The sequence below is a fragment of the Chlorobium sp. genome (genome assembly GCF_036528655.1).
Classification (GTDB): domain Bacteria; phylum Bacteroidota; class Chlorobiia; order Chlorobiales; family Chlorobiaceae; genus Chlorobium.
The window spans coordinates 43,501-56,676 of the sequence record NZ_JAIGND010000010.1 but is presented as its reverse complement, the minus strand read 5'-3'; the positions used below and the strand labels follow the sequence as shown (position 1 = coordinate 56,676).

General features: G+C 54.0%; 11 protein-coding genes. 4 read left to right on the top strand and 7 right to left on the bottom strand.

Annotation, left to right across the window (positions count from 1 at the left end; genetic code table 11):
• Window positions 1-253: 253 nt before the first annotated feature.
• From mdh to K4305_RS03905, 4 genes are all read right to left on the bottom strand, one after another.
• The gene (gene mdh, locus K4305_RS03920; RefSeq protein ID WP_331561053.1) at window positions 254-1,186 is read right to left on the bottom strand and encodes a malate dehydrogenase; all 933 of its coding nucleotides are present in this window, start codon (window positions 1,184-1,186) and stop codon (window positions 254-256) included.
• Between the two features lie 153 nt (window positions 1,187-1,339).
• Window positions 1,340-1,594, bottom strand: coding sequence for a 50S ribosomal protein L27 (gene rpmA, locus K4305_RS03915; RefSeq protein WP_331561052.1), 255 nt, complete (start codon window positions 1,592-1,594; stop codon window positions 1,340-1,342).
• Between the two features lie 39 nt (window positions 1,595-1,633).
• A complete protein-coding gene (rplU, locus tag K4305_RS03910; RefSeq protein WP_331561051.1) occupies window positions 1,634-1,924 on the bottom strand; it encodes a 50S ribosomal protein L21 in 291 nt (96 codons plus the stop codon).
• Between the two features lie 84 nt (window positions 1,925-2,008).
• The gene (locus K4305_RS03905; RefSeq protein ID WP_331561050.1) at window positions 2,009-2,446 is read right to left on the bottom strand and encodes a hypothetical protein; all 438 of its coding nucleotides are present in this window, start codon (window positions 2,444-2,446) and stop codon (window positions 2,009-2,011) included.
• Between the two features lie 135 nt (window positions 2,447-2,581).
• On the opposite strand from K4305_RS03905, the gene mutS reads away from it, so the two are divergent.
• A complete protein-coding gene (gene mutS, locus K4305_RS03900; protein ID WP_331561048.1) occupies window positions 2,582-5,212 on the top strand; it encodes a DNA mismatch repair protein MutS in 2,631 nt (876 codons plus the stop codon).
• A gap of 9 nt (window positions 5,213-5,221) precedes the next feature.
• Window positions 5,222-6,676, top strand: a complete 1,455-nt coding sequence (locus K4305_RS03895) for a B12-binding domain-containing radical SAM protein (protein WP_331561047.1) — start codon at window positions 5,222-5,224, stop codon at window positions 6,674-6,676.
• On the opposite strand, the gene K4305_RS03890 is transcribed toward K4305_RS03895, so the two are convergent.
• A complete protein-coding gene (locus K4305_RS03890) occupies window positions 6,669-8,432 on the bottom strand; it encodes an ABC transporter ATP-binding protein (protein WP_331561046.1) in 1,764 nt (587 codons plus the stop codon). The genes K4305_RS03895 and K4305_RS03890 overlap by 8 nt on opposite strands.
• Before the next feature lie 78 nt (window positions 8,433-8,510).
• On the opposite strand from K4305_RS03890, the gene K4305_RS03885 reads away from it, so the two are divergent.
• Window positions 8,511-8,912: a MerR family transcriptional regulator gene (locus tag K4305_RS03885; protein WP_331561045.1), complete on the top strand. Its 402-nt coding sequence runs from the start codon at window positions 8,511-8,513 to the stop codon at window positions 8,910-8,912.
• Between the two features lie 120 nt (window positions 8,913-9,032).
• Here K4305_RS03885 and K4305_RS03880 read toward each other — a convergent pair whose 3' ends face one another.
• Window positions 9,033-10,133 (bottom strand): bacteriochlorophyll a protein, encoded by a 1,101-nt coding sequence (locus K4305_RS03880; RefSeq protein WP_331561044.1) that lies wholly within the window; start codon window positions 10,131-10,133, stop codon window positions 9,033-9,035.
• Between the two features lie 210 nt (window positions 10,134-10,343).
• On the opposite strand from K4305_RS03880, the gene lnt reads away from it, so the two are divergent.
• On the top strand, window positions 10,344-11,966 hold the full coding sequence (lnt, locus tag K4305_RS03875; protein ID WP_331561043.1) for an apolipoprotein N-acyltransferase: 1,623 nt from the start codon (window positions 10,344-10,346) through the stop codon (window positions 11,964-11,966).
• 25 nt (window positions 11,967-11,991) lie between these two features.
• Here lnt and K4305_RS03870 read toward each other — a convergent pair whose 3' ends face one another.
• On the bottom strand, window positions 11,992-13,161 hold the full coding sequence (locus K4305_RS03870; RefSeq protein WP_331561042.1) for a sigma-54 interaction domain-containing protein: 1,170 nt from the start codon (window positions 13,159-13,161) through the stop codon (window positions 11,992-11,994).
• Window positions 13,162-13,176: the final 15 nt, after the last annotated feature.

Sequence of the window (13,176 nt, the reverse complement as noted above, 5' to 3'; positions counted from 1 at the left end):
GAGACGTTATGTATCGGTTATCGGGTTGTTTGGGGATCGTTGTTTTGTTCGGTCGGCCAGAGCGGGGCGTCTGTATTGAGTATAAGGAGCGAGCATGTTGTTGTGCATGTGTTGGCACGAAGTTTGTAGATATAATGGTGAAACTCCTCACGCCCGTGAGGACGATCGGGTGTAATGGGGGACACCCGGTCAAGGAAAAAGCGGCTTCACGGCCGCTTTTTCTTTTTTATGCATGTTCCTCATCCGACGGGTTTCATGCCAGAATGGATGCGAGGCTTTTGCAGTTCTCTTCTACCAGCGCGGCCGATTTCTGCAGCGCTCCGAGTTCGTCGCCGGAGAGATTGATTTCGAGGATCTGCTCGATGCCGTTTTTGCCGAGTTTGACCGGGACGCCGCAGAATATGCTGTCGATGCCGTACTGCCCGCTGAGCAGGGTTGTGCAGGGGAGAATCCGCTTGCGGTCATTGACGATGGCATCTATCATTTCCACTGCCGATGCGGCCGGCGCGTAGTAGGCTGAACCGGTTTTCAGGTGGTTGACGATTTCGATTCCGCCGTTTCTGGTGCGTTCGACTATGGCGTCGATCTGTTCCTGAGGGAGCAGTTCAGTCAGAGGTATACCGGCAACGCTGGTGTATTTGACGACAGGTACCATGGAGTCGCCGTGTCCTCCGAGCACAAAAGCGTTGATATCCTGCATCGAGACGTCGAGCGCTTCGGCGATGAAGCTTCTGAATCTTGCCGTATCGAGTACGCCGGCCATGCCGATAACGCGCTCTGCAGGAAGGTTGCTGATCGAGTGGGCTACATAGGTCATGACGTCGAGGGGGTTCGATACCATGATGAGAATGGGGTTGTGCGAATACCGCATTACCTGCGAGGTTACCTCTCTGATGATCGATGCGTTTTTCTGAAGCAGATCTTCTCTGCTCATGCCGGGTTTTCTAGCAAGTCCCGCGGTAATAAGTATGATGTCGGAGTTTTCCGAGTCTTTGAAGTCGTTCGAGCCGTAGATTCTCGTATCGAACAGCGCGACAGGGCCGGATTCATACATATCGAGCGCTTTTCCCTGAGGGATGCCTTCAACAATATCAATCAGTACGACCTCCTTTGCGAGTTGTTTTTCAGCAATGCGGAGTGCTGCTGTGGCGCCGACGTTTCCGGCTCCGATAACGGTGATTTTCATGAGGCTCTATGTTTAAGGTGTAAAGGAAGCTCTTGTAGCGGCGGTTCGGGATCCTGCCGCTTAAAGCCGGTTTGTGCGATGTAGCATAAAAAAAGCCGCCCTGTGGTGGTAGACGGCTTTTATAAATATAAGCTTAATTTGCTTTAACCCAAATCAGGCAGGGAGGATGTCAACGTGTTTTTTGTCGTTGCGTCCGTTGCGGAACGTTACAACTCCGTCAACAAGCGAGAATATGGTGTGGTCACGACCGATTCCGGCATTGTTGCCCGGTTTGATCACGGTGCCCCGCTGTCTGACGATGATGGTGCCCGCGGCGACTGTCGATCCGCCGGCTGCTTTTACGCCGAGATATTTTGGGTTGCTGTCGCGTCCGTTTTTCGTCGATCCGCCGCCTTTTTTATGTGCCATAGTAAGATATGATTATAACGTTAGCAATCTTTTCGGTTGTCAGAGTGATACCACTTCGATACGGGTCATCTGCTGGCGGTGCCCGTTTCTTGACTGGTAGCGTTTTCTGCGTTTTTTCTTGAAAACGATGACTTTCTCATCCTTGACATGGTCGATAACCTTTACCTGTACGGTTCCGGAGGATTGTAATGATGTATTTTCCCCATCGACAGCCGCAATGGATGTTACCTCCAGGGTTGCGCCGATTTCGGCTTTCTGCTTCGGTACGAAAAGCTTGTCACCCTGTTTTACCAGATACTGTTTATCGGAAATCTTGATCAGCGCCTGCATCTTGCTCGTATAGTTTAGTGATAAAGGGTTTGAATATAGTCAATCATTCTCTCAGGATCAAATTATTTGCCCATTACCGCTGCTTCAAAGCATAAAAAACGTTACGCAGAGCACAAGGGCGAACATGGTGAGAGAAATTGCGAACAGTTTATACCAGTTGCGGAACGATTCGAGGGAGCAGGGGTAGGTCAGAGGCTGAATGGCCCGGATGATGTATCCCATGGTAAGGGCTACCTGCAGCACGATCAGGAGCGTTTTTGCGATAACCCAGAAGGTCCATCCGTGAAACAGGGAGGCAAGCAGAATTCCCGAGAGCACGACGCCGATGAATGCCACGTCTGCGACTTTCGTTTCTCGTCTGATGAACTCCCTGAGAAGACGCCCGTTTTCGAGGGCGTTTTCAGCGGCTCCTGTCAGTCCGGATTCGAGCGTTCTGAGGAGAAAAAGTGATGCGAGTACCGTTCCGAACCATGCGGCAAAGCAGGTGACGTGCACGAAAAGGAGAATGGTTTTAATGTCCATGGATGTGATTTACGGGTTCTTCGGGTTTTATGGAGGCTATTGGGTAAAGTATCGTTCTGTTGAACTGTTGTCAAGCGGCGTGTTGTATATTATGGGGATTGTGCAGTTTTGGGTTCATGAAGAATATTCGATCGTATGAGCGGCAAACGTGTTGAGAACAAAGAGCATTCTCCCATGATGCGCCAGTATCTGGAGGTAAAGGAACGCTATCCGGATCATCTGCTGCTTTTCAGGGTCGGTGATTTCTACGAAACTTTTTTCGATGATGCCGGAACGGTTTCCGGTGCGCTGAATATCGTGCTGACAAAGCGCTCGAATGGTTCGTCGGCAGAGATTCCTATGGCGGGCTTTCCGCATCATGCCAGCGAAGGGTACATTGCAAGGCTCGTCAAAAAGGGGTACAAGGTCGCGGTGTGCGACCAGGTCGAGGATCCCGCCACGGCAAAAGGGATCGTCCGCAGGGAGATCACCGATATCGTCACTCCCGGGGTTGCTTACAGCGACAGCATTCTTGATGACCGTCACAACAATTATCTTTGCGCGGTCGCTTTTCTTCGTTCGGGGCGGCAGCTGCTTTGCGGCGCGGCTTTTATCGATGTGACGACGGCGGAGTTCAGGATCAGCGAACAGCATCCCGACAGGATCGCGGATTTTCTTCGATCACTGCATCCTGCGGAGCTGCTTGTGTCTGCTGCCGATCGAGAGCGTACGGAGCAGCTGCGGGGCCTGCTGCCGCCCGAAACCTCTTTTACGGTGCTCGATGAGTGGCTTTTCAGGGAGGATCATGCTGCCGGGCTGCTTGCCCGTCAGTTCCGGACGCATTCCCTGAAAGGGTTCGGAATTCATGGCAGTCCGGCAGCGAAGATTGCCGCCGGAGCGATTCTGCACTATCTCGAGGAGACGCGTCAGAACAGTCTGCATTATATCACCCGCATCAGGCCGCTGCAGAGCGGCGAGTTCATGACGCTCGACCTGCAGACGAAGAGAAATCTTGAAATTATCTCGTCCATGCAGGACAGTTCGAAGGTCGGAAGTCTGTTGCAGGTGATCGACAGGACGAGAAATCCGATGGGCGCGCGACTCTTACGGCAATGGCTGCAGCGCCCGCTTCTGCATGCTGCTGATATCGTGCTCCGTCAGGATGCCGTTGAGGAACTGAAGAACCTGAAATATCTGCGCGACGGGGTTGCTGAGCTTCTTGCTGAAATCAGCGATCTGGAGCGGGTGCTTTCGCGCATTGCGACCCTTCGCACCATACCGCGCGAGGTACGCCAGCTTGGCGAGGCGCTCTCGGTTATTCCCCGCCTGAAAGAGAGACTTTTCGGAGCGTCTTCCGGGCGTCTTGCCGCGATTGCCGGTTCACTCGAGCCGTTGCCCGAACTTGCGGAGCTGATTGCAAATGCTGTCGATCCGGATGCCGGAGCTTCGATGAGGGACGGGGGGTATATCCGTTCGGGTTATCATGAGGAGCTCGACGCGCTCCGCATGACGGCTTCGAGGGCGAAGGAGCGCCTGCTTGAAATACAGCAGCAGGAGCGTGAGCGAACCTCGATTTCGTCTCTCAAGGTCCAGTTCAACAGGGTGTTCGGTTATTATATCGAAATCAGCAGGGCAAATCTCGACAGGGTGCCTTCGTATTACGAAAAGAAACAGACTCTCGTCAATGCGGAGCGGTTTACCATTCCCGCACTGAAAGAGTACGAGGAGCGGATCCTGAATGCCGAGGAGCGCAGTCTGCTGCTCGAACGGCAGCTTTTCGATGATCTCTGCCGCCGGATTGCCGTTTATGCCGAAGCGATACAGGATATCGCAGCTTTTGTCGCCGAGATCGACTGTCTGGTGTCGTTCGCTCTTTGCGCCGACGAATACGGGTATTGCAAACCCGTCATGAGTGGACAGGGCGGACTTTCAATCGTAAAGGGACGTCATCCCGTGCTTGAGCGGATCATGCCGGCCGATGAGCCTTATGTTGCCAACGACTGTTTTTTCGACGACCGGCAGCGGATGTTCATCATTACCGGTCCGAACATGGCCGGCAAGAGTTCCTACCTTCGCCAGACAGGGCTTATCGTTCTGCTTGCCCAGGCGGGGAGTTTCGTGCCGGCAGAGAGGGCTGAGATCGGTATCGTCGACCGGATTTTCACCAGGGTCGGCGCATCCGATAATCTTGCTTCGGGTGAGAGCACGTTTCTGGTCGAGATGAACGAGGCGTCGGCCATTCTCAATAATGCCACGGAGCGAAGCCTGCTGCTTCTCGACGAGATTGGCAGGGGCACCAGTACTTCGGACGGTCTCGGCATTGCCTGGGCGATATGCGAATACATTCAGCGAGAGATCGGCGCACGTACGCTTTTCGCCACCCATTATCATGAGCTTGCGGAACTGGAATCCCGCATTGCGGGCGTGGTGAACTATAATGCGACGGTCATCGAAACCGCCGACAGCGTGGTGTTTCTGAGAAAGATCGTCAGGGGGGCTTCGGATAACAGTTACGGTATCGAGGTTGCCCGGATGGCGGGCATGCCTTCGGCCGTGACCGATCGGGCCAAAGAGATTCTTGCAGGCATGGATCGTCCTGACGTGGCTGTTCCGGCGGTGCGGGAAAAGATGCTGCAGAGCGTGCAGATCAGTCTTTTCGACGAGATCGACGATCGTCTTCGCCGAGCGATCGAAACGATCGATATTGACCGGATGACGCCTCTCGAAGCCCTGATTGAACTGAAACGGCTGCAGGTGCTCGCGAAAACCGGAAAAGAACCCTGTTAATTTTTTTGTATGAATGGCGAGAAGTCTGTTTTACTGATTTTTGTGCAGGCAAGCAGCGGTGTGGACGGAGCTTCACTGCTCGATGATCAGGCCGGAGGAAGGAGTGTGCTCGGAACGATGCGCGACCGGGCCATGAACGTGCTGATCAAGAGAGCCCAGTTCGCCATTCCGCCGCTTTCCCTGATGATTCTCAGTTCCGTATCGGTTCGCGGAGTACGGCAGGAGATCTGCGATCTCCGGTTTGACGACCTGCCGCTCCAGAGGGGCTGGGATCTTGCCGGAATAAGTGTTCAGACCGGCGCCGTGAAGCCGGCTTTCGAGCTTGCGGCGGCCCTCCGGCGCCTGGGTATCCGTGTTGTGCTCGGAGGGCCCTACGTCACGATTTTTCCTGAACGGTGCCGGGAGCATGCCGATGTGCTTGTTATCGGAGAGGCGGACGATGTGTGGAGCGAAGTGCTCGGGGATCTTGTGTCGGGCACGCTTAAGGCGGAGTACAGGGCGGAGGCTTTTCCGGATCTTTCCAAAGAGCGTCTGGTGCGCAAGGATGCGTTGCGTCCCGGCAGCTATTTTACGACGAACGTCGTGCAGACGACGCGGGGGTGTCCGTACAGCTGCGATTTCTGCAATGTGCATGTCATGAACGGCCACAAGCTTCGGCATCGCCGGATCGACGACGTGGTTAGGGATGTGGAAAGGTATCTGAAAGAGGATAAGCGGATTTTTTTCTTTCTTGACGATACGGTCAATGCCGACGAGGCTTATGCTCTGAAGCTGTTCAGGGAGCTGATTCCATTCAGGATCCGGTGGGTAGGCCAGGCGACGACCCAGCTCGGCGAGCATCCCCGATTGCTCGATATGTTCGCAAGGTCGGGGTGCGGCGCGCTGCTTGTGGGCATCGAGAGTCTGTCGGACGGCAGCAATTTCGCGCACCGGAAATACCATAATCCCTCGGCTCGCCAGGTGGAGTGCATCCGTTCCATACGGAGCGCAGGAATCTGCGTTTACGGGAGTTTCATTTTCGGTCTCGATGGTGATACGCTTGCCATGCCGGAGGCTATAGAAGAGTTTATCGGCCAGACCGGTATCGATGTGCCGGGTATAAACCTGCTTCGACCTATTCCCGGAACCGGAGTATTCGAGCGTCTGGCCGAGGAGGGGCGGCTGCTGCACGACAGCGCCAATCACGATGCTTTCAGGTTCTCCTGGGGGCAGGAGATGCTCTATCGCCCCAAGGGGATTCCTCTCGAGGAGTTCATTCCGGCTTATACGGCCATGACCCGGAGGGTGTTCACTGTCGGCAATGCCCTCAAGCGGGCTGCGCAGGCGCCGACCCTCAGGAGCGCGGTGCTGATGTTCAATATGCTCTATGTGCACATGTATGCGCTCTCGCGCAAGGATCTGAACCGACAGCTTGAGGGGCTTTCGGGCGATGAAGTTCCGGTTTCTCCGCACGCGCTCAACTGAGCGCGAGAATCTCCTCTTCGAGCAGCTGCATGTTGTAGAGTTCGGCGTACAGTCCGTTCTGCTTCAGCAGTTCTTCGTGGGAGCCGTTTTCGGCTATCGATCCTTCGCTGAGCACGAAGATGCGGTCGCAGTTTTTTACCGTCGATATTCGGTGTCCGATCAGAATTATCGTGGTGTCTGGCAGCTTTTTCAGGAGAGCGTCGAAGATGCTTGCTTCGGTTGCGGTATCGACGGCCGAGAGGGCATCGTCGAGCACCAGTATGGCGGGATCGCGGGCAACGGCGCGTGCTATGCATGTCCGCTGTTTCTGACCGCCCGAGAGGTTGATGCCTTTTTCTCCGAGCATGGTCTGATATCGTTCGGGAAACTCCTCGACATCGGGGTGAAGCATGGCTATGCGGGCTGCGTTGGCAATGGTTTCAGGGTCTGTTTTTTCTGCCTGTCCGTAACCGATATTATGCTCAATGGTGTCGGAAAAAAGGAAATTGTTCTGTGGGACGAATCCGATCAGCTGCCGCAGCCGGTCCGGCGGCATCGAGCGGATGTCGCGACCGTCAAGATGGATCGATCCGCCCGAAGGATCGTAGAGACGGGGAATGAGGCTGACAAGGCTTGTTTTTCCTGAACCGGTTGCGCCGACGAATGCGATTTTTGAACCTGGTTCGACCCTGAAGGTGATGTTTTTCAGTACCGGGGCGTCAGGTTGCGATGGATAGTGAAACGATACGTTTCTGAACGAGAGTTCTCCCTTTGGTTTTTCGCTGTGCTTCGCTTCGGTATGCGATGGTTCGGAAGCGGGGATATCGGGAACCGTGGCGAATATTTCGTTCAGGCGTTCCTGCGCAGAAGCGGCTTTCTGGATAATGCCGGTCACCCAGCCGATCGATATGATCGGCCAGCTCAGCATGGAGACATAGACGATGAACTGGGTTATGCCTCCGATCGTCATCTCGTTGCCGATGGCGCCGATGCCTCCTAACCAGATCACCGGTATGAGCGAGAAAGCCGTCATTGCTGTCAGGATGGCGAAAAAGAGCGCCTGCAGTTTTGCCAGTTCAAGGTTTTTGTCGTAGTACTTTCTGTTGAGTTGTGCGAATCGTTGGATTTCAAAGGGTTCTCTTGTGTAGCTTTTTACGATCCGGATGCCGTTAAGGTTTTCCTGGACAAGGTTGGTGAGTTCCGCATAGCTTTCCTGAATGCTTTTCGATCGTTTCTGCATGGAGCGGCCTATCCGGTAGACCAGATAGCTGAGCAGGGGGGCGGGAAGCAGCGCGAAGAAGGTCAGTGCGGGAGAGAGCGCCAGCATCGCCACGATGGCGAACAGGAGCCGGAAGAAGGTGCTGATGGAGTACATGATGCCGGGACCGAGAAAATCCCGCACCGCATTGAGGTCGTTGGTGCCTCTTGAAATAAGTTCTCCGGTGCTGGTCCGGTCGTAAAAACTTCGGGAAAGGAGCTGCAGATGGCTGTAATAGTCGTTTTTGAGGTCGTATTCGATGTGTCTTGAGGTGACGATGATTTTCTGTCGTACAAGGAAGAGGAAGATACCGCTCAGGAGAGCGAAAAGAGTGTACATTGCCGCGTCGCCAAGGATGTTCTCGATGCTGAACGGGCCCTGCATTGCGTCGATAGCGTTGCCGATATACTTTGGTCCGGCTACCGCAAAGATGTTTGTGAGGATAATGAATAGAAAGCCTTCGCCGAGCTGACGTTTATACCTGAGAAGGTAAGGTTTCAGTGCGAGCAGATTTTTCATCCGTTGTGTTTTTGTTATTGCCGTTGTAATGTATAATAAAGCAGATGTAAAAAAAATTTTACCGCGACAGGGAATCGTATGCCGTTCGAAACAAGAAAGAGTTACTATTCCATAGGCGAGGTGAGTCGGATAGCTGGCGTGCCGGCCTATCTGCTGCGTTACTGGGAGGGTTTTTTCACCGAATTGAATCCGGCGAGGGATACGCGCGGTAACCGGCGCTATACCAACAGGGATATCGCCATGGTGCTCAATATCAAGGAGCTGGTCTATGATAAAGGCTACAAGCTCGGCAGGGCGAGCGAGCTTGTCAGAAACGAACCGTTGGAGGTCGATGCCGATCGGAAAACGTCGGAAATTCTCAAGCTTCAGAAACAGATAGAGAGGGAGCAGAAAAAAAGTTCGTCCGTGGAAGACCGCCGGCGTGTGCTTCTGCAGGAAATCCGCGATGAGGTCGAGGATCTGCTGCAGATGCTGGGGTAGTGGGTTGTGGGTTGTGGGGGTTTGAGTCCGATCGGTCTGATTTGCCGGATCGGACTGACTCGATTTCATGCAATAAAAAAGCCGGCTTTTGCCGGCTTTTTTATTGGAGCTGAAGAATGCTTACTGTGCGTAGAGCACTTCGAACTGACCGCAGCCGCCTTTGCAGACGTGCTCGACCCAGCGGGCGTAGGCGCCGCCGCTCCAGCGGTATTCCTCGAGGTTCTGCGAACGGAACTGAGGCGCTGCGTAGCGGATCTTGTATCCTTTCGGAAGTACGATCTTGAGCTGGGTGTCAACCGTGAAGTCGTTGAATTTGCCGACCATGCCGTGGTGCACCAGCGGAATGAGCGGGTGGTTGAGAATTCTGCGGAGTCCGCCGCCTGCGTCTACCGATACGCCGGGGAATTCGCCGTCAACCTTCACTTCAATACCCTGAGAGTCGGAACGGAATCCGGCTTCCACGGAGGCAGGCCTGTTGAGCTTGTCCGACGGGAAGAGTTCCGCCCAGCGGGAGATGGAGTCTACAACACCGGAACCGCCGTGGGAGAAACGCCACCTTGTTACCCCGACCGGCCCTTTATCGCTGCCCTGGGTGCCAATGCTGTTTACCTCTATTTTGGAAATTCTCTGACCGCCTTCGTTCAGCGCTGTGAAGGCTGGACCGATAAACCAGAAATCGCGGATCCAGTCGTTGAACGTACCGGTGCTCGATATGGCTCTGACGGTGCCTTCCCACGTGTCGATGACGTCGTTGTTGTCGAGCGGCACTTTCATGATGATGTCGTGGAACTGACGACCCTGCATGTAGATCGGGTTCGGAACGTTTCTGCGTACAGCGTCGGAGCGGTAGTAGTACATGTTGACAACGGAACCTTCAAAGGAGAAGGAGTGCGAGAAGTCGCCGACAGAAACGGAGCCTTCGCCTACACAGATTCTTCTTTCCTTGGTTTCATTGGCAATATCGGCCTCGACGACCAACTTGTTCTTGGTGCTGTCAACAATCGATTCGATCACTGCCGAAAAGCGCACGAACCCTTTTGCGGGATCGAGAGGCTTGACGTTGATCTTGACGTTACAGTCTGCAGGGAGAAGAGGACTTGCAGGAGGTACGTTGACCTTTGCGCGACCTTTTACCTTTCCCCACGAGCTCGATCCACCCTCGAGGATTATCTCATAATCCGAGTGGGCGGTGGTGGTGTCTTTTGTGCCGAAAAGAGCCATAGTGATTTCTCCTTTTTCTGGTGGCGTTGAAATTGGATATTTTCAGGAAGTACACGGAGTGTATTCCTGTTAAATAACAGCTTGTAATAAATTTAAAGAATAAAAATCAATAATTAAAGGAAAATATATCTCGCCGCCCTTCGTCATTGCATTGATATAATGTATACTGACAGCGGTATTTCCCTTTTCATGCAAACCGTCGAAAATTTCATGCCCGCCAATTTCGGGAAATTCAATGCAGCAACGCTTTCCTGGATCGGGATGCCGGTTCTGAGCGGTATCCTGCTCGGCATTTCATTTCCATCCTATCCTGTCGTCAGACTTGAGATTCTGGCATGGATCGGACTTGTTCCTCTCCTGCTTTCCCTGAAGAGGGATGAGCCGTTCGGGCAGGCTTACCGCAAGGTCTGGTTTTCGATGCTGATCTTTTCCGTCGTTTCTCTGTGGTGGGTCTCTCTTGCCACTTTGCCGGGAGGGATTCTGACCGTAATAGCCGAGTCTTTTTTTCTGACGGTTCCTTTTCTGCCTTTTCTGCTGGTGAAGCGGAAGCGGGGTTACCGTTTTGCCCTTTTTTCGCTTCCTTTTTTCTGGACCGCGTGGGAATGGGCGTACATGGAACAGGATCTTTCCCTCGGATGGCTTACCCTGGGCAATTCCCAGGCAAACCTGACGGGCATGATACAGTATGCCGATATTACCGGCGTCTGGGGCATATCGTTCTGGCTGTTATTGTTCAATGTGCTTGCTGCGCTGTTCTGGCTTGAGAGAAAAGCGGTTCCGATGCCTCGCCGGTCACTTTCCATTCTTCTTCTGCTGATCGCCGTGCCGTTTTTTTACGGATGGAAGGTTTTCAGCGGGGAGGCATCGCATGATTCCCGTTCGGGATCTGTCAGGGTGACGCTTGTGCAGCCGAACATCGATCCTTTCAGCAAGTGGCAGCTTTTTACAGGGCAGGATATGATGGACAGCTATTACCGTCTGACGGGGCGAGCTGTTTTCAGGGATGCTCCCGACCTGGTTATCTGGCCGGAAACCGCTATTCCTTTTTTTATTCTCGATACCGTGAATTCAGGTTATCTGCAGTCGCTTCGTTTTACGCTCAGGGAGTGGAGGGTTTCACTGCTCAGCGGGTTTTCTGATATCGTCTATTACCATCCGGATTCCGAACGGGCAAGGAGCGGAGAGGTCAAGTTTGACAGTTCGAGCGGCCGGCATTTCGAAACCTTCAACGCTTCCATGCTGCTCACTGCCGACGCAGCAGATCCGCAGGTGTATCGCAAGAACAGGCTGGTTCCTTTTGCGGAGCGGGTTCCCTATGTGGAGTATTTCCCGTGGCTTGACCGGTTCACCGTATCTCTGGCCGGCATCAGCAGCTGGGGGCGGGGTTCGGATACTCCGTCTATGGAATTCGATTCGAGGAGGAACGGTAAGGTGAAAACCGCCAATATCATCTGTTACGAATCGATTTTTCCCGGTCTGGTGACGGGGTTTGTCCGTAACGGAGCCCAGTTCCTGACGCTGGTAACCAATGACGGCTGGTATTCGACTTCATATGGCCCTTACCAGCATGCCGCTATTGCAAAACTTCGCTGCATCGAGAATCGCAGGGCCATGGCGCGTTGCGCCAATACAGGCATTACCGGGTTTATCGACCGGTACGGAAGAGTCTACGCAGAGATTCCGTGGTGGGAAGAGCGGACGCTTACGGCTGATGTGCCGCTGTACAGCGATCTGAGCCTGTATACCCGTTTTCCGGATATGTTGCCGAGAGCAGCTGCGCTGGTGTCCGTCGTGTTGGCGGGTGTTGCCCTTTTCGGCAGAGAACGCGGGTAAGCGGTTTTTCCCGTTCGGCAGCCATTCAATTGCCGATTCCGTAGGATTTGATTTTACGGTAAAGGGTGCGTTCAGTGATTCCCAGTGTTTTTGCGGTCAGTCGTTTGTTGTTGCCATTGGCTTTCAGGGTGTCGATAATGGTTTGTTTCTCGATATCCCCGAGAGATGGCGAGGTTGCTTGCTTTTCCGCCGCTCCGGTTTCGGTGCGGGCTGCCGGTGGTTCCTGCGTTTGTGCTGCGGTCTGGCTCGCTGGGCCGGGAAGAAGGAGCGGCGAAGGTTGCGGGCGGTTGTGGAGGAGCAGCTGCAGGAGGTGGCGGATCTCGCTCATTTCCTGGCGAAGCTGAATGATGCTGCTGTATATCAGGTTCAGCTCCTGTTTTTCGGATCGGGACGGGTCGTGAACGAGACTTTTGTGCCGGCTTCGCTGAATGAGATGTTTTTCGAGGATCCCGGATGTTATTTTCCTTCCTTTTTCGAGCACGAGCAGCGAGTCGATGAGGTTTCGCAGTTCCCGGATGTTTCCCGGCCATGGGTAACGAAGCAGCATATCGGCGGCTTCGGCGTCGAATCCTTCGAAGGCGATTCCGTTGCGCTGTTCGGCTTCGCGGACGAAATGCTCGGTCAGCACAAGGATGTCGCGGCCTCGTTCCCGCAGGGGAGGGAGCTGGAGTTCGACGCTTCTGAGCCGGTAGTAGAGATCTTCCCGGAACCTGTTTTCGGCCACTTCCTGATAGAGATTCCTGTTGGTTGCCGCAATGATCCGCGCGTCGGAATAGATGGCCCGGGATGCGCCGACCCGCTGGAATTCACCGGTTTCAAGCACGCGGAGAAACTTGACCTGGGTTTCGGGGGGCATTTCGCCGATTTCGTCCAGAAAGATGGTTCCTCTGTCGGCGCTTTCGAAATATCCTTTTCTGGCCTGCACCGCACCGGTGAATGAGCCTTTTTCATGTCCGAACAGTTCTGATTCAAGCAGTCCCGAAGGGATTGCTCCGCAATTGACCGGTATGAAGTTGTTTGTTGATCGACGGCTGTGTTCGTGGATGTATCGCGCGAGCACCTCTTTTCCGGATCCTGTTTCGCCGGTGATGAGGACGGTGATATCCGTTTCGGCGACCTGCAACGCAAGTTCCCGGAGGCGGATCATGACGCTCGACTGTCCAATCAGAAGGCTGTGTTCTCTTGCGGGTTTCATGGAAATCCTGTTCTG

Excerpts from the sequence above, each read along its gene's own strand:
- K4305_RS03895 (WP_331561047.1), top strand. The coding sequence starts at position 5,222 with ATGAATGGCGAGAAGTCTGTTTTACTGATTTTTGTGCAGGCAAGCAGC.
- mdh (WP_331561053.1), bottom strand. The coding sequence starts at position 1,186 with ATGAAAATCACCGTTATCGGAGCCGGAAACGTCGGCGCCACAGCAGCA.
- lnt (WP_331561043.1), top strand. The coding sequence starts at position 10,344 with ATGCCCGCCAATTTCGGGAAATTCAATGCAGCAACGCTTTCCTGGATC.
- rpmA (WP_331561052.1), bottom strand. The coding sequence starts at position 1,594 with ATGGCACATAAAAAAGGCGGCGGATCGACGAAAAACGGACGCGACAGC.
- K4305_RS03885 (WP_331561045.1), top strand. The coding sequence starts at position 8,511 with ATGCCGTTCGAAACAAGAAAGAGTTACTATTCCATAGGCGAGGTGAGT.
- mutS (WP_331561048.1), top strand. The coding sequence starts at position 2,582 with ATGAGCGGCAAACGTGTTGAGAACAAAGAGCATTCTCCCATGATGCGC.
- K4305_RS03890 (WP_331561046.1), bottom strand. The coding sequence starts at position 8,432 with ATGAAAAATCTGCTCGCACTGAAACCTTACCTTCTCAGGTATAAACGT.
- rplU (WP_331561051.1), bottom strand. The coding sequence starts at position 1,924 with ATGCAGGCGCTGATCAAGATTTCCGATAAACAGTATCTGGTAAAACAG.
- K4305_RS03870 (WP_331561042.1), bottom strand. The coding sequence starts at position 13,161 with ATGAAACCCGCAAGAGAACACAGCCTTCTGATTGGACAGTCGAGCGTC.
- K4305_RS03880 (WP_331561044.1), bottom strand. The coding sequence starts at position 10,133 with ATGGCTCTTTTCGGCACAAAAGACACCACCACCGCCCACTCGGATTAT.
- K4305_RS03905 (WP_331561050.1), bottom strand. The coding sequence starts at position 2,446 with ATGGACATTAAAACCATTCTCCTTTTCGTGCACGTCACCTGCTTTGCC.